The 20,016-nt window shown below is 34.9% G+C and carries 17 protein-coding genes and 5 pseudogenes; 2 read left to right on the top strand and 20 right to left on the bottom strand.

Features of this window, described 5'->3' with window-relative positions; translation table 11 throughout:
* Positions 1–27: 27 nt before the first annotated feature.
* The 11 genes and pseudogenes from LEP1GSC190_RS07195 to LEP1GSC190_RS20735 all read right to left on the bottom strand — a co-directional run.
* Complete coding sequence (locus LEP1GSC190_RS07195; protein ID WP_036047968.1) at positions 28–930, bottom strand: glycosyltransferase family 2 protein; 903 nt, start codon at positions 928–930, stop codon at positions 28–30.
* A gap of 38 nt (positions 931–968) precedes the next feature.
* Positions 969–2,861, bottom strand: coding sequence for a TIGR04326 family surface carbohydrate biosynthesis protein (locus LEP1GSC190_RS07190; protein WP_004280058.1), 1,893 nt, complete (start codon positions 2,859–2,861; stop codon positions 969–971).
* On the bottom strand, positions 2,854–3,852 hold the full coding sequence (locus tag LEP1GSC190_RS07185; protein ID WP_004280071.1) for a phosphoglycerate dehydrogenase: 999 nt from the start codon (positions 3,850–3,852) through the stop codon (positions 2,854–2,856). The genes LEP1GSC190_RS07190 and LEP1GSC190_RS07185 overlap by 8 nt, the downstream gene beginning before the upstream one ends.
* Positions 3,853–3,896: 44 nt before the next feature.
* Positions 3,897–4,859: a methyltransferase domain-containing protein gene (locus tag LEP1GSC190_RS07180; protein WP_004280032.1), complete on the bottom strand. Its 963-nt coding sequence runs from the start codon at positions 4,857–4,859 to the stop codon at positions 3,897–3,899.
* A gap of 86 nt (positions 4,860–4,945) precedes the next feature.
* Positions 4,946–5,902 carry an FkbM family methyltransferase gene (locus LEP1GSC190_RS07175; protein WP_004280817.1) on the bottom strand — a complete coding sequence of 319 codons (957 nt, stop codon included), beginning with the start codon at positions 5,900–5,902 and terminating at the stop codon, positions 4,946–4,948.
* A gap of 125 nt (positions 5,903–6,027) precedes the next feature.
* Positions 6,028–6,540, bottom strand: a pseudogene (locus LEP1GSC190_RS07170) (IS630 family transposase); the annotation flags it as partial.
* 35 nt (positions 6,541–6,575) lie between these two features.
* Positions 6,576–7,805, bottom strand: a complete 1,230-nt coding sequence (locus LEP1GSC190_RS07165) for an IS256 family transposase (RefSeq protein ID WP_002749093.1) — start codon at positions 7,803–7,805, stop codon at positions 6,576–6,578.
* An 85-nt stretch (positions 7,806–7,890) separates the two neighbouring features.
* Positions 7,891–8,371: pseudogene (locus LEP1GSC190_RS07160) on the bottom strand (winged helix-turn-helix domain-containing protein); the annotation flags it as partial.
* Positions 8,372–8,453: 82 nt separating this feature from the next.
* Positions 8,454–9,566 carry a hypothetical protein gene (locus LEP1GSC190_RS07155; protein ID WP_004280054.1) on the bottom strand — a complete coding sequence of 371 codons (1,113 nt, stop codon included), beginning with the start codon at positions 9,564–9,566 and terminating at the stop codon, positions 8,454–8,456.
* Between the two features lie 108 nt (positions 9,567–9,674).
* Complete coding sequence (locus LEP1GSC190_RS07150; RefSeq protein ID WP_004280208.1) at positions 9,675–10,343, bottom strand: hypothetical protein; 669 nt, start codon at positions 10,341–10,343, stop codon at positions 9,675–9,677.
* A gap of 154 nt (positions 10,344–10,497) precedes the next feature.
* Positions 10,498–11,194, bottom strand: a pseudogene (locus tag LEP1GSC190_RS20735) (putative sugar O-methyltransferase); the annotation flags it as partial.
* A gap of 331 nt (positions 11,195–11,525) precedes the next feature.
* Here LEP1GSC190_RS20735 and LEP1GSC190_RS07135 point away from each other — a divergent pair.
* Positions 11,526–11,705, top strand: coding sequence for an IS5 family transposase (locus LEP1GSC190_RS07135; RefSeq protein WP_002747124.1), 180 nt, complete (start codon positions 11,526–11,528; stop codon positions 11,703–11,705).
* On the opposite strand, the pseudogene LEP1GSC190_RS07130 reads toward LEP1GSC190_RS07135, so the two are convergent.
* Positions 11,682–12,073: pseudogene (locus LEP1GSC190_RS07130) on the bottom strand (transposase); the annotation flags it as partial. The gene LEP1GSC190_RS07135 and the pseudogene LEP1GSC190_RS07130 overlap by 24 nt on opposite strands.
* On the opposite strand from LEP1GSC190_RS07130, the pseudogene LEP1GSC190_RS20180 reads away from it, so the two are divergent.
* Positions 12,074–12,330: pseudogene (locus LEP1GSC190_RS20180) on the top strand (IS5/IS1182 family transposase); the annotation flags it as partial.
* Positions 12,331–12,641: 311 nt separating this feature from the next.
* On the opposite strand, the gene LEP1GSC190_RS07120 reads toward LEP1GSC190_RS20180, so the two are convergent.
* From LEP1GSC190_RS07120 to LEP1GSC190_RS07085, 8 genes are read right to left on the bottom strand one after another with little or no spacing between them, the layout of a single operon-like run.
* The gene (locus LEP1GSC190_RS07120; protein WP_004280361.1) at positions 12,642–13,406 is read right to left on the bottom strand and encodes an inositol monophosphatase family protein; all 765 of its coding nucleotides are present in this window, start codon (positions 13,404–13,406) and stop codon (positions 12,642–12,644) included.
* A 16-nt stretch (positions 13,407–13,422) separates the two neighbouring features.
* Positions 13,423–14,451, bottom strand: coding sequence for a Gfo/Idh/MocA family protein (locus LEP1GSC190_RS07115; RefSeq protein ID WP_086005246.1), 1,029 nt, complete (start codon positions 14,449–14,451; stop codon positions 13,423–13,425).
* Between the two features lie 2 nt (positions 14,452–14,453).
* Complete coding sequence (kdsB, locus tag LEP1GSC190_RS07110) at positions 14,454–15,209, bottom strand: 3-deoxy-manno-octulosonate cytidylyltransferase (protein ID WP_004280443.1); 756 nt, start codon at positions 15,207–15,209, stop codon at positions 14,454–14,456.
* Between the two features lie 36 nt (positions 15,210–15,245).
* Positions 15,246–16,001, bottom strand: coding sequence for an HpcH/HpaI aldolase family protein (locus LEP1GSC190_RS07105; RefSeq protein WP_004280627.1), 756 nt, complete (start codon positions 15,999–16,001; stop codon positions 15,246–15,248).
* Position 16,002: 1 nt separating this feature from the next.
* On the bottom strand, positions 16,003–16,638 hold the full coding sequence (locus tag LEP1GSC190_RS07100; RefSeq protein WP_004280836.1) for an SIS domain-containing protein: 636 nt from the start codon (positions 16,636–16,638) through the stop codon (positions 16,003–16,005).
* Positions 16,639–16,692: 54 nt separating this feature from the next.
* A complete protein-coding gene (locus tag LEP1GSC190_RS07095) occupies positions 16,693–17,535 on the bottom strand; it encodes an FkbM family methyltransferase (RefSeq protein WP_004280060.1) in 843 nt (280 codons plus the stop codon).
* 30 nt (positions 17,536–17,565) lie between these two features.
* Positions 17,566–18,225: a 6-phosphogluconolactonase gene (gene pgl, locus LEP1GSC190_RS07090; RefSeq protein WP_004280777.1), complete on the bottom strand. Its 660-nt coding sequence runs from the start codon at positions 18,223–18,225 to the stop codon at positions 17,566–17,568.
* Positions 18,226–18,242: 17 nt separating this feature from the next.
* Positions 18,243–20,012, bottom strand: a complete 1,770-nt coding sequence (locus tag LEP1GSC190_RS07085; RefSeq protein ID WP_004280842.1) for an LIC12162 family transferase — start codon at positions 20,010–20,012, stop codon at positions 18,243–18,245.
* Between the last annotated feature and the right edge of the window lie 4 nt (positions 20,013–20,016).

Genomic DNA, 20,016 nt, shown 5'->3' with positions numbered 1-20,016 from the left:
GATTTAAAATTCAAACAAAAACGCCTATTAAAATCGAAAAAAATTCAATAAATTCTTGAGTCGAAATAGGGTTACGTATTTCCATTTGATTCGAAGTGGTGCCTCTTGCAGAAACGCAATTTCATTCTTTGCATCCTGCAAATTGCCTAAAGATAGATGGACTAAGAATCTAGTTTTATAAAACCACCACGGGGTTTTACCACGATTTGAGATGTATCTATCAAAATCCGATTGATATTTTTTCTGCAAAGTGCGAAGTATATTCAAAGACCGTATTGGATTTGTCAAATTACCGCCTCCAGTCCAGTAATAACCGAGGGTTCGCGGAATTCTATAAAAGCGATCAGTAATTTTTGCGATCCTCAACCAATAATCATAATCCTCACCTGCAACCAAACCCGGTGTTTCATCCAAACTTCCCACCACATCTAAAACGGATTTACGTACGACCACACTCGAATTATTAATCGCGTTTCCGTTTACAATTAGATCCCGCAAAACCGGTGACTTTAAGATTCTCGTCTTTTCTTTTTTCCAAAAGAAAAATTGTGAAGTTGAACTTATTTTATATAAATCGTGATAGACTAAATCGATATTTTTAGATTCCAAAATGGAAACGGACATTTCCAACTTTTTCGGAGCCCACCAGTCATCTGAGTCTAGTAAGGCAATGTATTTGCCTTTTGCCTTCTGGATTCCAAAATTTCTTGGTCTGGACGGTCCCCCAAAATTCTCCAAATGATAATAATTGATTTTAAGAGAAAATTGAAATTCCTTTATAACGGCCTCGGAATCATCCGTCGATCCATCATCGCAAACGATCACTTCAAAATTCCGGTATGTTTGAGAAACCAAGCTAAAAAGACATCGCCTTAAATCATTTGCCCTATTGTAAGTTGGAATCACAATGCTTACTATGATATCTTTCATAATCTGATTTTAGTCATATAATTAAAATTTTTCCAACCTCAATCAATTGCCAAAAGTTTTTTCCATTTAGGCAAATTCGGATCTATATAAAATAGAGAGTTTTCTTTTCCTACTAATACGTCGAAGTCACTCTCTAGCGCGTTCGATAATTCATTTGCGGTAGAGACAAAAACAACGTCATTCATACCCAAAAGAGGACTCATATTCAAAGAAGTCCCGTCTAACACGGAAACCACGGGAACTCCAGAACAATAAACGTCAATCGCTGCAGAAGTGATATTGCTTGTATAAGCAATATCCACTTCCTCTAATAAATCCGTAATTGGTTCATGACGAACTATTAGCTGCAAAGAAGGAAATTCGTCTTCTTGAACCGGGCAAGCAGGATGAGATTTTAGAATAAATATATAGTCCCGATTCAAAAATGGAATCGCATTGACCAACATTTGCATTTGTAATTTTGTGACTGACTCTACATAATCCGTTAAAATGAGAACTTTTACTTTCGAAGAATGAATTCTGAGTAATTTTTTTCTTGTAATTATTTCGGAATTGATTTTTAAATAACGCAACGCTTCTACTTTAACCATTCGACCTTCCGGATATTTCCCTTCACAATAGGCGCTCCAAGACGCACTTCCGTTGATCGCAACCACATCTGGCATCGGCCAAGAATTTTCATTTTTTCGAATATAACTTCTTGGATCACGAAAATATCGAAGATCCCAAAATCGTACCGTTGCATGAGATACTCCGATCAAAGGTCCGTTCACTCTGGATTTCCATGCATAAATTAAAGCCATCTCCCAGGCTTGATTTTCCTGAAGGTAAATCCCGAACTTTTGTGAAGGTAAATCTTGTAAGTTTGCTTCGATTAAATTGAGAAAAAAAAGATTTTGAACCGAACTAGGCCCGATCAACGAATCTAAAAAATCATTTCGAATCAGAGGCCAAAAATCGAAAGCCAAAATATTTGTTTTACAAAATGACTTTAAACGTCGGATGACAAAATGAATCCAGTAAACTCGAATATAATCTAAAATCGTTTTTAAAATTGTAAGAAAACTAATTTGTCCTTCTAAAAAATGATGAACTTCATTTTCATTTTGATTGAAAGTTTGCGCCAAAGAAATTGCTTTTTTTGAACTTGGAACTTGACTGTATGGAATGAATATATGAAACCAAAGCGTTTTTAGTTTCAAATTTCTCAAGACATCAACAAGGTCCGTCCAATAATTTGATTCAAAAGAAACATTATCTTTAGAACCAAATCTCAAATGGAAAAAATAATCAAAAACAGAGGTTTGAAAATTTTTTACTCTTTTTCCGAAGGTACTTTGCTTTCGCAGTCCCCAAACCAATCGTAAATAACGAAAGAATGCAATACTAGCTCTGAAAATATAAGGCGATCGTTTATAAAAAACCCAAAATGGATTAATACGATTATTGTAATCTTTGATTCCATTTTGTTGGGAAAAACGAATCTTGTTTTCTTTACAGAACTTACGAATTATCTTCTTTAAGTCCGAATTAGAAGAGCTAAAAATGATTTCTAAAGCATTCTGGTTTGATAGAATCTCCTCTAAAGCAAGAAGCTTTATAAAAGGAGTCATAAAGGAAGATTTTCCATAATTGCTTTCCACAATCAACGTCATCCACCAGTAACTAAGACCAGGACGAATTTGTAACCAATCAACAACTCTTTTATTTCTAAAGCGTATTTCTCCTAATTGATAAAGGATAGAGTTGTATTGTTCTCTCAAGCGAATTCGATTTTGATCAATATATTTTGGAATCGAAAATCGAGCTTTAGAAGGATCTTCTGAATAATCGTTCCAAAGATAGATTCTACCAGAAAAATCTGGCAGATTTCGATCAACTGAATGATCCCAAATTAAGATAGAATTTTGATGAGAACTCTGGTTAAACAATCTGATTTTGATATTCTTCTTCGGGCACCGGATTGAGTAAACTCTGACCTTGAAAAAAACGAACTACCTCTTGTGCTGAACCTTTTTCCATTAAAAGCCTACAGTCATAGGAACAAGATCCCATATGTTCCGTAAGTATAATATTATCCAATTCAATTAGATTTCCTTTATATGGTTCTTGTTCAAAAACGTCAATTGCAGCCCCTGCAATCCGATTAAACTTTAATGCGTTGTATAGATCACTTTCGTTGACAATCCCCCCTCTAGCAGTGTTGATCAAAAAAGTATCTTTAGAAAAAATGCTGAATTCTTTTTCTCTGATTAAATTTCTAGTTTTATTCGTCAAAGGAACATGCAAAGAAACAATATCAGAAGTCGCGTAGATCTCTTCTTTACTGACAAGTTTAAAATTAACGTTTTTACCTTTCAAAACTTCTAAGATTTCTTTTTCTTTCTCTTTGAGATCATTGATCAAAATCATTTTAGGTTTAAATTCGGATAAAATACGAATTACGTTCAGTCCGACTCTGCCAGCGCCAATAATTCCAATCCTAGACTCGCCCAATCGTTTTCCAGTAAATCTAGACCAACCTCCAACTTTCAATTCCTGATGTGCTGAAAGGACTTTTCTTGTGAGGGAAACCATTAAGCCAATCGTCAATTCCACTACTGCCATAGTAACCGCATCTGGAGTGTAAGCGACTGCAATTCCTCGCTCCTTACATAGCTTTAATGGAACAGAATCCAAACCAATCCCAACTCGAGAAATAATCTTTAAATTTTCGTTCTTATAAATCAGAGGAGTCAAATCTTCTGTCCCTGCAATAATACCGTCCACGTCTTTTGCAAACTCAGAGACTTCAATAGGAGTCAACTTTCGTTTTAAAGGATTGGTAAAAATTTCCCAACCAGTTTCATGGAGAATTTTCAAAGGTTCAGAATTATAAAAACCGAATGGGTATGTGGAAATAAATATTTTTTTTGATTTCATAAACGATCTAATAAAATTAAAACTTAATAATGCTTTAGAATAAATTATTTTTTAGCAAAAACCCATATGTGCGAACTTAATTGGTATTTTTTTAGAAAAGATTGAAATTCAGAAATCGCATCGGCTCCTCGATTCCTCAATACTCGGATAAACTCAGTTTCATAACCACTATTCAATACGATGTCCACGTCCAACTCACCAGGAGTAAGAATTTCTACTTCAGAAAATCCTACATCCTTAAAAGCAATTTCAAATCCGTAAACACTCATAAAATTAAGATGATGGGGAGGAAAAACACTATTCGATTTTTCTTGAAGAGTCAAAATATCAAAACCTTCATACCCTAACCCCGTTAGCAGACAATATCCACCCGGTTTGACTAAATTAAAAATTGAATTTATAAATTTCGAAACAGAAAAAACGTGTTCGATCACTTCAGAAGAGATAACTAAATCAAACTGATTAGACCACTCTGCAGAGTTTTCTGCAGTAGTATTTAAAGTATTGATCCCTTTATTCTGAGAAATTTCCACCATCTCTAAAGATGGTTCAATACCGAAAACTTCGGAACCGGTAAAAAAATGAAGCATCTCTTCTAAAAATATGCCATATCCAGAACCAACATCGCAGATCTTTGCGGGATAAAATTTCTTTTCTTTAAAGTATTTGAATATTCGTTCGGCTTTTGGTCGGAATAATTTTTCTCGTCTAGACTCGGCCACGGTAGGAAAAAATACGTCCGACCAAAACTGAGACGATTCCGCTGCTCTATAAAATTCTTCTAAAATTTCCTCAGACGGCCTTGGATTACAAAATAGGCTCCCGCACTCATTGCACAAAACATAGTTATATTCATTTTTATAGATATGCTTTGTATAACTTTCTGATTTGCATGCAGGACAGGGAATTTCCAAGAATTTAGCTTTATCTAATTTCTTGGAGTCTGACTCCACTAAATTCAAATACTTGAGCAGTAAATCTTTGGGACGGATTTCATTTTCTTTCATTTTAGAATATAGTTTTCAATTTAAATATTTTCGCACAAAAACAAAATAGATAGTTCTTACGATTAATTGAAAATTAACTTTTATATTTATAGATTTCCTAAATTTTTATCTGAACCTGAATACCATTCATGTTCTTCAAAAATATTTGTAATTTTTTGTAAAATATTACGTAAATGCCCTTTTCCACGAAACTTAGGAATAATTTGCCACTTTTTCTGCTTTGCAATTAATTTATTAATCAAATTATAAGTAGCGTTATCAAATCGCTTCTTAAAGTCACCTTCATTGAATAAAACCTGGGCTAAATCAGTATAACCATAAACAAGATAAATACAAATTGTCCGAACCAATTTCTCATTACTTAGATTTGCAGCTGATAAAATAGATTCAGGAGTTTTAAAATAAAGGGTGTCGCAAAAAATTAATTGCCCTTTGTCAATTCCTGTGGCAAAGCTATCCTTACGTTTCCAATAATAACGCTGCAAATCGAAAAGCGTAAATCCTTGTTTTCGAATATACTCATCAACTTCAGGAAACAATGGTTGATTCAAATACATTGGAACAAATTCTATTTCAATTTGTAAACCAATTGTATCATTTAAATAATGAGAAGCGCCCTTCAAAATAGATAGTTCCAATCCTTGAGTATCAACTTTTAAAAAATCTATATACCTAACTTCTTTATCCTTTAAAAGAGAATCAATACTATCTGTTTTAATCTTAATCGCCCTTTCTACATCGTATCTTTCTGCATCAGGAAATGCTTTTAAAAATTTTAGATTTGGCAAGTAAGCAGAAGAAACTTGTTGTCTTTTACATAAATTAAATGAAATTTCCTGTTTTGAATCTGACAGAGCAGTACCAATTACTAATATCCTAGTATCTTTTTGCTTTATTAATTGCTCATATTCTCTAGGATCTGGTTCAAAAAGTATCCCTTTGTAAAAAGAAGTAAACTTCTCCCATCTGGGATGTATACCTCCACTTGCTCCGACATCCGCTATTATTAGAGGGTTGGTTTTTAATAATTTATTAGTTATCATCAAACTTTTCCTAAATTTTATAAATTTTTAACATCTTATAATAAAACATCTTACATCTAAACCTTTCTTTCCACATTTAGAAGTTTATATAGACACTTACTGCTCATTCTATAGAAATAAGTATTCTAAGTTCCCGCTTGTCTCCAACAGTTTTCAAAATAAACCGTACTATATTTCAATTTTCTTAAAGTATATTTGGTTCTATTAAACAAGGAACTCAAATTGACCGGACAAAAATTCGCCATGTCGTTTCTTTTCCAACGACGCCAGATATATTCTGGGGGATTTAACTCAGGCGCATAAGGAGGTAAAAATTCAACTTGAAGCCGCTTTGTATGTTCTTGTAAAAATACATTTACGGCTTTACTTTTATAGGCGGATAGATTATCACAAACTAATAAAATCTTTTTACGATTTTCCTTTAAAAGCATCTTTAAAAAATGAATGAGATTCTGACTTTTAACGGAGCCTTCTATAACCTGAAAGTAAAAATCCTTTTGGGATATAGCTCCTATCACTGATAATTTTTTCCAAGACATCTTGTAACGAATGATCGGTGTCTTACCTATCAATCCCCATGTTTTTGCAGGATACGGATTTTGACTGATTCCACTTTCATCCAAAAATATGATCTCAAACGAGGGTGTCAGCGTTCCTGTGTAAATGACATATCTTAAAACGAATCGAACTTCAACCGATCGCCGAAAATAATCGAAAATTGATTCATTGCTTTTCCCCAATCTTGAATAGGCATGGTCCATTTTTTAGACATATTATTCAAAGCTAAATAAAGAAGCTTGATAGCCGCTTCATCGGTAGGAAACGAACCCCGATTCTTGATAATTTTTCTTAAACCCATATTCATAGATTCGATGGCGTTTGTGGTGTAAATCGCCTTACGAATATTAGGTGGATAGGCCAAAAAAGGAATCACCGATTCCCAATTGTTTCTCCAGGACTTGCTGATCATCGGATATTGACTGTCCCATTTGGTTGAAAAATCATCAAGGCTTTTCTTAGCAATCTCTGCCGACGGAGATTTGTAGATAGCCTTTAAATCAATCATCAACTCTTTCTTCTGTTTGTAAGAAACCCATTTCAAAGAATTCCTTACCATATGAACGATACAAAGTTGAACTTGTGCATTAGGAAAAACTGATATGATCGTATCCGGAAATCCCTTTAACCCGTCGACACAAGCAATTAAGATATCTTCAACTCCGCGATTCTTTAAATCGGTTAAGATCTGAAGCCAGAACTTCGCTCCTTCGGTGCGCTCCACCCAAATCCCAAGTATCTCTTTTGTGCCCTGTAGATTGATTCCTAAAGCCAAATAGAAGGATTTGTTTTGAACGTGGTGGCCGTCTCTCACCTTTACGACTAACGCGTCCATGATGAGAATTGGATATACTTTATCCAAAGAACGATTCTGCCACTCGATCACCGTTTCCAGTACCGAATCGGTGACTTCTGAGATCAGATCCGCTGAGACTTCCACTTGATAGATTTCTTGGAGATGTTGGGTAATTTCTCGTGTGGTCATTCCGCGTGAATACATCGAAATGATTTTGTCATCGAAGCCGGTAAAACGTGTCTGACCTTTTTGTATGATCTGAGGTTCGAAACTGCCGTTTCTGTCTCGAGGTATTTCCAAATCGATTGTTCCAAAATCTCCTTTGAGCTTTTTGTTACTTTTTCCATTCCGAGAATTTCCTGTGTTATTGCCCAACGAGGAATTCTTCTCATATCCAAGGTGATGCGTCATCTCACCTTGCATCGCTCGCTCTATCAGTGATTTCGTTAGTTGCTTTAAGAGGCCTTCATTTCCCAGTAGATCTTCAGGACTCTTATCTTTGATTAATTCATCGAGTAGCTCTTCAGCTCGATTTTTGGGTTTGCTCATATTGGGTTTATCCTTGTTACTTTTTGGTTATTCACAAGTCATTTACACAATCAAGCCGACACTCTCTCTCAAACCCGTTTTTCTACGCTTTTTTTATATCCGGCCACGACCACCTTTCCATTTTCCAACTTTGAATCGCCTTTTCATCTCTTTCCAATGCTATTCTCTTTGGTTTTTAATACGAAAATTCGAATTGGTGTAACACAATCCCTACGTAATCTGGATGAAACTTCACTTTGAATTCTTTTCGGATTATCTCCGCTATCCGAAATTTTGTCCAATAGTTCATTCGGATATTCATAACTTGTCGCTCCTTTCAAGAGGATCCATTTTAATTCCTTCTTTTGCGCGTTTGTTAATTTTGACGGTCTACCTCTTTGACCATTCCACTTTACACCTTCTATTCCTTCCTCTTCGTATCTTTCACGCCAACGCATTATCGATTGTTTACTTACTCCAAGTTCTTTTACTACTCTATAACACGTATACCCTTACTTTAGAAGTTGGATCTCTTTCAATCGACGTTTTTCTAATCCCTTTAATCTCGTCTTTTCTAAATTCTTCATTTTGTATATCTTTAGTCTTTATATTCTTTTGGGTACTTATTTTTATAGGAATGAGTAATAAACTTTTTATAGGAACGTTATGTTATGAAAACGTTTCTTCACGATCTACTTTGCAAGAACGTTTACAGCTAAAAAAATATCCCAAAAGAATATAGTGAATCGGAAAAAGGTAGCGAGAATGAACAATTGGAGAAAGAACGATGATAAAGACAAAAGTCGTAATAAACAACAGAGTGTCCCCATTTTTACGATTCAAAAAAACATTATAATTAAATAAAATCTTAAGCATCACAGGAATGAACCAAAGAAATAAAATTGCAAAAGGAAGTTCTTTCAAATAATATAGATTCAGTTTTCCAGTATTATAGAATTCAAAACCTACTTTCACATTATCAAAGAAATACTGAATGACTTTCGGAATTGCAAAAATAAGGTTCCCGATACCTGCTTCTTTATTGAGAGAATAGACTACGGAGGTAAAACCTAAATTTATCTGAGAATCTACGAAGAGATAATCTTGGTCGCGAGAAATGAAGGTTTGAACAACCAAAAACAAGATTACATAAATAAAAGCAACTGCTTGTGTTTTCTTGACATGAAAACCTCCAAGAAAGCAAAGCATCAATAAACAACCATAGTGAACTCTTACAACGCTTAGAATGAGAATACAAATTCCCATCAAAACCCACTTTTTCTTACAAAAATAATAGAAACTTCCGAAAACTAGAAATAGAGAGATCGGCTCTTTATTCATCATCTGCGAATAATAAATCACAGCCGGATTAAGGAAAAAAAAAGCAGGATGGATCTTAAAACCAAAGATCTCAGTGAATATTTTATCTAAGAATCGAAAAGCACCTAAATAAACGCATGAATTGAACAAATAACTGATATAAACTATGGAAACTTCGTTAATCTCTAAACTAAATATTTTTGTGAGGAGGAAATAGACAAAAGGCAAACCATTATCATTAATACCGGTTCCCCAGCGAAACGAATAATTTGTACCAAACAACATAGCGATCAAGTTTGGGTAGTATGCTTTAGCATGATCCAAAGCTAAAGGATAAAAGAAATGACTCGCAGGCAGAAATCTACCATACCACTCTAACCAATCTAGACCGAATGCATTCAAGTAAAGATAGGAAAGTATAAAATACAAACTGATGGAAACCGTAAGATGAAGCGAACGCATTCTTAGTTTCATAGTGTGTTATAGTTTTAAAGCATATTAAAACTTGGAGTCCTTCTTAAAAATTTCTTTGTATTTTCTTTGATAGGACGATCATACTTTGAGTCAGAATCATTTTGGCTCCTTGAGTTTTCTTCGAACACTCAAGAAAAACTCGAAACAGATCACAAAAAAACATCCGGCGATCAGTCCAAAAACAATTCCTGCTCCGACAATTATGACAGGATTCTTCGCCACAGGAACCGGCAGAAGACTTTTAATTGCTATCGCATCAATTTGAGAAGCAGGAATGTTTCCCAAAGATCGAATCCCGTTGAGAAGATAGACATGATTCACTTGCGCTCGATGCAATTGATATAAATTTTCTAAAATTTCTTTATGAACCTTTTGAACTTCAGGCTCATCTTCTGATCCACCACTACTAGTCAAAATGATCAAATTAGTATTGCTCGGTTGAGAAACCGACACTGAAACTGATTTTTGCCCAGCCTTCGAGCGAGCTTCATACATTTTGGGAATATAAATTGAATTTAATTTTTCCAAAACAGTTTGCGGAGTTTCCACATATTGTACCATTCCAAATTCATTTTTACCAATTACACCTAAGCTAAAAATGGATTTAAATTCAAAAGTAATCTTTGTAGAATTGATACTCTTCTGCCTGAATGCATAAAAAAACGCTATCGCTAAAACAAATGCGAAGACGCATAGGAATAGAGTTTTTCTGCGAATTATCAGTATAACAAAATCTAAAACTGTAATTTCCGTTTCTTGTTTCAAAATTTAACTCCTACGGTTTTTTAATAAACACAAACTTTACATTCACTTTCGGCCCACTCAAAAGCCGATTTTAGTGAATCACAATCTTTTTTATAAATCTGATTTATTCCGAATTCTCACAAAATATAAATAGAATATTTTTTATCCGATTGAGTTATTTACGCATCCTTTCCAGGCATAACCCAATCGCATCTAACTGAACTAAACGACTGAATCGCAAAATTTCATTGATTAGAATTTGATCCGATTTTTCCAAGGAAATTCGAAAAAACGATTGGGAACTTCATTTTGGATTTTTGTGTATGGATCTATGGATCACGCCCCATTGGAATTCTCTCAATTCTGCTTGAAATGAAAAAATATCCATTCTTCTTCGTTACATTTTGTACCAAACCAAAGTATACGGAAATTTGTTTTGGTTTCATTTCCTGAAAGGAATGGCAATTGATCGAAAGGTCTACATAATTCTTTGGTAATAAATCAATGCCTGTCGTTGTCAAAAATAAGAAATCATAATCTCTAGGAAGGATTTTATTAACTTCATTTGGTAATACGATTTTCGCTTCTGAACATATTTTAAAACGATACGCCGCACAAATTAGAATCATTTCATGCAAATCGACGATAACGCATTGAACCGGGGATAAACTATTGTATAAAATAAAAGAAAAATTTCCATTTCCACCTTCGATTTTAAGAACCCTCCTTATCTCTCTTTTTTGTATAACCTTTTAATAAATTTAGATAATAATAATTGAAATAAATATTAGGGAGACTAAGTGACCAGACCAATAACTATAATGTCTGGATACAGACTTTGCATCTGGAAAAATTTCCGAATTTTTCTTAAGAGCCTGTCCCAAAACCTTAGTTACAATGATTCAGTAAGTCCGTAATAAAATATAGGAGTTGCCATCAATTACGCCCCTTTGGTAAGTTACGAGCTTTCAAGCATATTTTATAACTGTTAAGTTCTCGTCGAAGTTTCTATATTCTGAGGTTTTGGGATACGCTCTAAGTTCCAAGTATTAATACGGTATGGAGAGAAATCAGGATCGGAAAATAACAGACTCATGACTGCATCAAATGGAGATTTGTAGAAGCAACTTTGTCTGATTGAAATATTTAGAGGTTGTCCCAAAACCTCCTTGTACTTGTAGTCTAAGGAAATAGATATGACATATGAAATCAGATTTAGGTCATTTAGATATCCCTGAAGAGATTTGGAAACGCCTTCATCCCTTGCTACCAAAGCGTAAAACAAACTCCAAGAAAGAAAGTTGTTTTCGGTTTGATGATAGAGTGGCGATGGCCGCAATATATTACAGGGTAAGAACAGGAATTCAATGGAAATTTATCTAAAGAAAGGATTTCTGGTTTAAGCAATTTTTTGTTTCTAAATACTTTAAACTTTTCTAAAGTAGGAAAAAGTAATTTAGAATCGTGAGTTCCTGCCGAAGCGATTACAAAAGCTACAGGTGCTCCACGCCGATCGACGAGAATATGCCTTTTAAGGCTTCTTTTGCCGCGATCCGTCGGGTTTGGACCCGTGAAAGCCCTTTGGGAGCTCTTGCGAAGCTACCATCAGATGCCATTCTTTTAGTTCTAATTTTAACAGTGGGTTCATAAAATTTTAATGCTTCTTTTTCAATTTTATCAAAAACTCCACTGGCTATCCATTCCTGAAATCTTCTATGTAACGTTGATTTTGAATCGAACATCGGAGGTATAAGGCTTACTCTAACAAAACGATTAAGAACAATTTAAAAAAGAAGAATATTTAATATCGAATTCCAAATAAAAAGAATGCGAGAATCCTGAATGAATTGCTCCGCTAAATCCTTTTACATTGACAGTCGAACGTATTTTTGCTTGGTTTAATGCGTTTAAAGCCATAAAAACTTGTTGGAAATTCAAATTCGAAAATTATAAGGCATTATTCCAAATCGCATTTGCTATCATTTTAATTAGAATGTCCTGGAAATAGGTTTTGGGACAAGCCTTATTAATTTTACCAAAAAAGCGAATTATAATGGAATTCGATGAAGGCACATAATAACCCGCGTAACCCTTCCCGAATCTTCAGTTAAAATGGATGTCAATTCTTTAGCCTGTTCCTGCCAATAATCAAATTTCGAAATGGTGCTATCAGGTAATATAAATTTTTGAATCTTTAAATTCTTTGAGTCTATTGATCAAATCTTTATTTAGCCTTGTTTTATATCCCATTACAAATCCTTTTACGTTTACGCTTTCAGATTCTATAGACAGCCAATGACTCATTCTCCCCAAAAAATCTCATAGACTTCCATTTGTCGCCCGAACATCATATGTATATTGTGAAACCAAAGTTTTATGAAAAGTGGCTGCTCCCCCGGCTCCTAAAACAACCGGAAGCCCACCACCTACATCCCAAAGCTGAATATTATTTTCCTTATAAATCTCTGCGGCCCCGGACGCTACCATACACAAAGAAAGAGAAGCAGAACCGAGCAACCTCACTTTTTTATATTCTTGAAACTCTGAAACAAAATTGTGCAGAGTTTTTGTCGCAAAGTCATTTTTCACCGGTATCCCAGTACACAAAACTGAATCAGATTTTAAATAAACATTACTCACTCTAATTTTTTTTCGATTCTTCCAAGAAGCGTTCCCCACAACCCCGGAATACAAATCGTTTCTAAAAATATCATAAACAACTCCTAAAATTGGAACCTCTGCATTCCAAAGCCCAATCGAAACTCCGCTCATTGGAATTCCTTTTATATAATTCAAACTTCCATCAAGAGGGTCCACAATCCAGCGTAACTCTGAATCCGTTTGAGAGTAAGATACACTTCTCATTTCTCCTGACTCTTCACTTAGAATTGGAAGTTGAGAGTTTTTAGAAAGATATTGAATGATTTTGCGTTCAGCTTTTAAATCTGCTTCAATTTTTACATCATGAATTTCAGAAGCATGAATACGCAGCGAAGCAGGATTTCTTTTTTGCAATGTTTGCCCAACTTCGGAAGCAATTTCTTGTGCAAACCGTAAAAACTGTACCTTCGATTTTATATTCATGAATGAAAGAGAGACATTAAAATTCTATTTGATATCTTTCTCTCCAAACAGGATCTGCATAATAAATTTGATATACTAGTTTCATAGTTTGATACGCATCCAAACTGGAACCAGTTCGGATGGGTTCATCTTTTAGAATATGATTCGTGAATTCGTTGATCTCATCTCTCCAAGAGTTATCTTCCAAATAATTGATCGTTTCCATTCTTGGATTTCCACCCGACTCTAAATCCTTAGGATAAATGGTTAACGTCTCTTGCCCATACGATTTCGAACCTGAAAGAATTCCCGAAAGCACAAGACTACCTTCTCCCATATTAATCTGTAAGTTAAATCTATGTCGCCATTCGGTTGCCGTAGATTGAAACTGAACAATCACTCCAGATTCAGACTTCATCAAAGCAAACGCATTGTCTTCTACGTCTAAATTCCAATAGCTATTGGAAACATAACTTTTGATTTCGCTCATCTCGCCTGCAAAAAGACGAATCAAATCCACCATATGAATCCCTTGATCTAAGAGGATGCCGCCTCCCGCAATTTCTCGATTGGCTCTCCAACCGTCAGCAACATTTACAATGGCTGATTTTCCATAGATCCCACGAATATTGATGACCTTTCCCATCTTACCGGAAGAGACAATTTTTAAGGCCTCTCGAATGGAATCATGATATCTATGATTGAATCCATATTTTAATTTTAGAGTCGGAAACTGCCTTTCAACTTCACGAACTTCGCTTATTTCTTGAACATTTCTACCGGGTGGTTTTTCACAAAAAACATGCAGTCCATTTTTTAGACCAAGAATCGTAGCCTCGGCAGCCACATCATTGGTCAAACAAACAAGCAGTATATCCAACTCTTCTTTTTGAATTAAATTTTGAAACTTTTGATATACATTCAAATTCTCAAATGTGTTTCTTCCGTCCAGTAAACTCTTATCACAAATTGCGGTAACTATTAAATTAGGATTTTGTTTGATATATTGGTGTCTGCGTTTTCCTACGACCCCATATCCTGCAATACCAATTTTAAGCTTCTTCATACTCATGATAAATACTTCGATAGCAACGAGTCCGTTTTAAAAACAGACTCGACTCTGGAAACGTCTCCTGGAACGTCCACTCCAATCATCACCCCTTCTGTTAGCACCATTCGCACCTTATAGCCGTGTTCGATTGCACGATTCATATCCACCGATTCGATAACCTCCAAAGGAGTCGGAGCAAGCGCTGCAAAAGTTTGCAAGAAATCGTTTCGAAATGCAATCACCCCTAGTTGCTTGAGCTTTAAATAATCTTCATTTGAATATTTTTTTCGAGACGGGATTGGTTCTCTCGAAGCATAAAGTAGATCCCAATTTTTATCAACAACGACCTTAGGAACGTTCGGACTTTGAAACTCTTCTTCATCTACAATTTTTGTAACTAAATTTGTACAATAAATCGAAGAGTCATTTAACATCGGTTTGACCAAATCGTCCAACATCGCTGGCAAAATCAAAGGCTCATCTCCTTGGACAACGATAACGATATCTCCTTTTACATAAAGAGCTGCTTCTGCAACCCGGTCAATACAACCTCTGTGAACATCCGAAGTCATCACCGCTTTTCCACCGAAAGACTCTACTCTTTGTTTGATGACTTCATCACAAGTGGCTACAACCACCTCATCAACGGAAGAGGACATCTCAACCCTACGCCTGACGTGTTCAATCATTTCTAATCCGGAAATTTTCGCCAATGGTTTATCCGGAAATCTGGAAGAAGCCATTCTCGCCGGAAGTATTGCAATCGTTTTCATATCTTTATTCTAAAATCAGTAATTAATAATTTTAAACTATTTTAATTCTTTAAAATTCAAGCTTGCCTGCGTATTTAACATAATCGCATCCGTAGAATAGGCAATAAATTTCTTACCAGCTTGAATCTCATCTTTTACTTTTTGAAAATCTGCTTGAATCACATGTGTTCCAAGAGGAATTCCATTTCTTTCTGCCGCTTTTTTCAAAGCTTCAATGGCAGCTAAAAAATCGGGATGTTCAAATTGGCCCGTCAATCCCATCGAACCCGACAAATCGTAGGGACCGATCATCATGGCATCGATTCCTTTTATAGAAAGAATCGAATCGATTTGTTGGATAGCTTTGATATTTTCGATTTGAATCACACGAACTAAATCAGAATTAGTCTTTTTCGAATCGGAATCGAAGTATTTTCCAAATAGATTTGCATTTGAATAGCCCACTCCTCTCGTTCCATCCGGAGGATAACTACTCCATTTCAGAAAATCTTCCACTTGTTCTGCAGTTTCTATCATAGGTACGACAATACCTTTAGCACCTGCATCCAAAGCCTGTTTGATATCCTTCAAATGATTCTGAGCAACTCGTGCAAAGGGCAAACTTCCGCCGATTTTGATCGCCCTAAAAATGTCAGGAAGAAGATCCAGACCAAAAACACCATGTTCTAAATCCAAAGCAATCCAATCAAAACCAGCACTTCCTAAGATTTCCGCAATCGAAGTATTTGGAATTTGCATCCAAGATCCAATCGTAAATCCGCCAGACTTAAGTTTTTCCTTCACTGAATTCATATTATTTTTCTAACAAAACCGCAAACTCATAGAGCAAATGATGAATAACCTCATGAACTCCTTCTACAATTCCATACTTCCCTTTTGCAGAAGGTACAAATAATACCATATCTGCGGTCTTTAACGCCTGTCCTCCGTCAAAGCCGACCATTGCGATCGTTTTAGCGCCTTTCTCTTTAGCGAATAACAATGCGTTAATCACATTGGAACTATTCCCTGAACTGGAAATGCCGAACGCGATGTCTCCGGGATTGATGAAATTTTCCATTTGTCCAACAAAAACTCCGTCATACCCGTGCGTATAAGTTCCTGGATAGTTTCCAAGAATAAATGGTTCCTTGCCGTCGTTCGCTTGAGCGGTGAGCCAGGCTGCGTTATCCAATCCGAAAACTTTATAATACTTTTGATTCGTCTTGGATAAGTTTTTAGTTCCTTTGCCAAAATCACAGGCTAAATGAGATGCAATTCCATGGCTTCCTCCATTGCCGAAAAAAAATATGTTCTTACCGTTTTCTTTCGCTTCATACAGAGTAACCGCAACCTGTGCAATCGCTTCTAAATCCAAATTTTGAATCGCTTCAATGGATTCTTGTTGAAATGTTTTTGAAAAACTCTTTGCTGTTTCCAATAGATTCATAACTTTATTTGCCTTTTTTAGAGTTAATTGCTAAAACAAAATACACGGTGACACTCAATGTCTTCGAATCCAAATTTGATTGTACGTATTTTGAAACGAGCCCGTATTCGAAATTGAGGAACCTTTTTTATTTTTTAAAACGAAATCTGCTGCTTCTAAGATGGTTCGACTCATTTTATATTGTTCATTAAAATCCTCGTTGATCTCAACCAGGATTTCTTTGACTGTCTTGAGAATTTTTCTCCCGCCCTTCAAGATAATATGTTCGATTCCATCCACATCCATTTTGATATAATCAGGTGCAGGAATACTCAATTCGTGAATTGCATTTTCCATCGACAGACCGATCAAGGAGTATTCGAAAACTCGGCCCAAAGGCTTACCGTCATGACCAAACAATTCTCCAAAAGAAGAAAGAGCACCTCCCCATTCCATACTTGTCATCCGCAACTTATTGATTGAAAGTCGATCCGACAAAGGCAAAGGAACGATAACGACTTGATCCGAGACACGATTTAAAAAGACGTTCCTTGCAAGCAGTTCTAAGTTAAAAACAGAAGGTTCGAAAGAAAAAACCTTTGCATTCTTTTGTTTCGCGGCATAGATGGAATATAAACCGACGTTCGCACCTATATCCCAAAACACAGCGTTTTCCGATATTTGATCGATCCACTCCAAAGTATCTGGTTCTTTAATGGAAAACGTCGATGCCCTAAATCGGTTTAGGTCATTCGGAGCAGTAAAGAACATCTTTCCTTTGTGATCGACTTCGATCACGTGATTCATCAAATTATGGATGACAACTTCCAAAATAAATCTTCCAATTGATGTTTTTCTCAAGAGAAAAATAATAAAAGAAGCTATTTTAATAATATAATTTTTCACAATCCTTTTCATTTAAAAATCCTTTCTATTTAACGAAAGCGGTCAGTCGTAAAAATAACAGAGTTCAATTGACTTTTTAGGAAAAAGAGAAGTAACTGGTAGAGTTTCCCCCATCTTGATTCTTTCAATGATCTTCTTTTTCTTTCTTCCTTTTGCGATAATTAAAATACAATCTGATGAATTAATTTTTCTTAAAGACAAACTTATTCTCTCTTTTGGAGGCTTAGGGGAGTCGTAAATTTCAATTGTATCCTTTTCTTCAGACAAATTCATACCTGGAAATAAGCTCGCAATGTGGCCATCCTCACCTAGTCCCAAAAGGACCAAATCAAAAGAAGGAATCAATTGAATAGATTTTGAATACTCCAAAGCACCTTGTTTTGCTCCAAGATGACCCAGAATTTTAAAGATTTGTTTCTCATTCACAGGAAGAAATTCAAATAGACTTTTTTGAACCATTAGACTATTCGAATCGACGTGGTCTTCTGGTACACATCTCTCATCTCCAAAATAAAAAAACCACTTAGACCAATCTGTTTTTAAATGTTTCAATTCAGAATAAAGGAGTTGAGCCGTATCTCCACCGGTCAGAACTATATGAAACGCACCATTATTTTGGATTTTATAATCGGAAATTTCCTTGATTTTACCCAAACAATCGCTCAAAAAATCTTTTTTATTATAAAATTCAATTATTCGCATTAGAATATGTAAAAGATCTAAAAAGTAGGATGAAGCAACTGATCACTAAATGATTTCCAAGCAACAAACCAATTTTCATTAACTCTGCCGTATTCAGATAGGAAATCTTGTATTCTCTTTTGAATTTCATCAGAAGCCCACCAATCTTCAATTTTATGATAATTTTCATTTAAAAATTGGGCAGCGGAAAAAGAATCTTCGTGATAAATGCCAACTTCTTTTAAACTCATCAAATAAGGTTTAAATTTAGCAGAATATCCAAACATTTCTTCTTTAAAATATAAGATAGTCGGAATATTTAAGGCAAAAGTCTCCATATACGAAGTCGCAAGATGGTCAATCACAATTAATCTTGCTTTAAGAATTCGAGAAAAAATATCTTCATTTATAGAAGAAATAGTTTTAGGTAAACGATCCTCCCTCTTTAAATATTCTAAATTATTCCATCCAAATTGGACCGATGCTCGAAATACAAAATCTCTACTTACTTCTTCAGACAAATTCGCAATAAAGTTCGCTTGCTCTTTTAGATAAGACAGCTGCGACTCTGGTCTAAGTGTACTGTGCAATCGAAGAAAATACGCAAAATGTTCTGTAGAAATATATAAAATCTGTTTTTTTTTTCTAAGATTGGCATTCATTTTTCTAAGATTTACCAAGTAAGGCGATGGCAAGAATGTAAACTTACTTGAATCCTGAGAAGACCAACCCCAAGAAATAAATCCATCACTAACCTCATATTCCATCTTTTCATGAGGAAAAACTAAATATTGATCATACCCTCCGCCATGTTGAACCGAATACCATTTTCCATTTTTACCAGAGGTATATCTAGAAATCAAATCTGCCTTTTTAGAATTATATATATCAAATCCAATCCATATGCCTTCTTCAGAAAAAGAAGGCTCTTTCGTAAATACCGATTCTGGTATATGTTTGATTATGTTTTCAGAAACACAATTTTCGAATTCGTTATTAGAAATAAAATAATCAGAGAAATTAATTTCTCTATGAGCATTTATAGAGTTAAATTCTTTTTTCCGTATTTTTATTTTCCTAAATACAACAGACCAAAATCGTTTAATCGAAAAGCTCTTAAGCGAAAGCCTAATTTTATAAAAAAAAGATAACCCTTTACATTCCCCGAAAAAAAGACCAAAGAAAACTAAAAAAAATTGATAATTCAAAAAAAAGTGTACCTTAGATTTTAAAGTTTGCTTTTGCTTTTGAAAAGCTCGGAAAAGTTCAACACTTTCTTTTTTGACAACGATCGAAGGGGGTTTTAAAAAATTTAGTAATTCTGAATATAGAATCAAATTATATTCATGATCTTTTAGTTTTTCTAAAGCATCTTCACAACTTTTTACTTTTAAATCTCCATGATAATTCACTACAGTTACAACTAAAGGATATTCAACATTAAGACTCTTTATAGTTAAATAACGATCATAGTAAGAACATAACCAATGAACAAGCCAATAAGAACTTCTTAGTTTCCAAAATTTCTCAGATTCTCGCAAATTACATCGATCATTTAAATATTCACTTAAAGAAATGATTAGTCTATCATGAAGTTTAGATATATAAGTCCAATGTAGCTCAACATCTTTCCAATCTTTATAAGGCGAAGGAACCATTTCAAAATCATCTTGTTCAAAAAATTTACGAAATTGATTCCGACTAAAACACCACGGTCCTAAATACAAAGCACGTTCTTCTTCCTTTTTTATTTTTGGCCAAAGCTCGGAATGACCAGTAAGAATTAATAAACGAGGAGCATCCTTCATTTGT

The organism is Leptospira mayottensis 200901116 (genome assembly GCF_000306675.2).
Lineage (GTDB): Bacteria > Spirochaetota > Leptospiria > Leptospirales > Leptospiraceae > Leptospira > Leptospira mayottensis.
The sequence above is the reverse complement of the archived record's forward strand: the minus strand, read 5'-3'. Positions and strand labels throughout refer to the sequence as shown.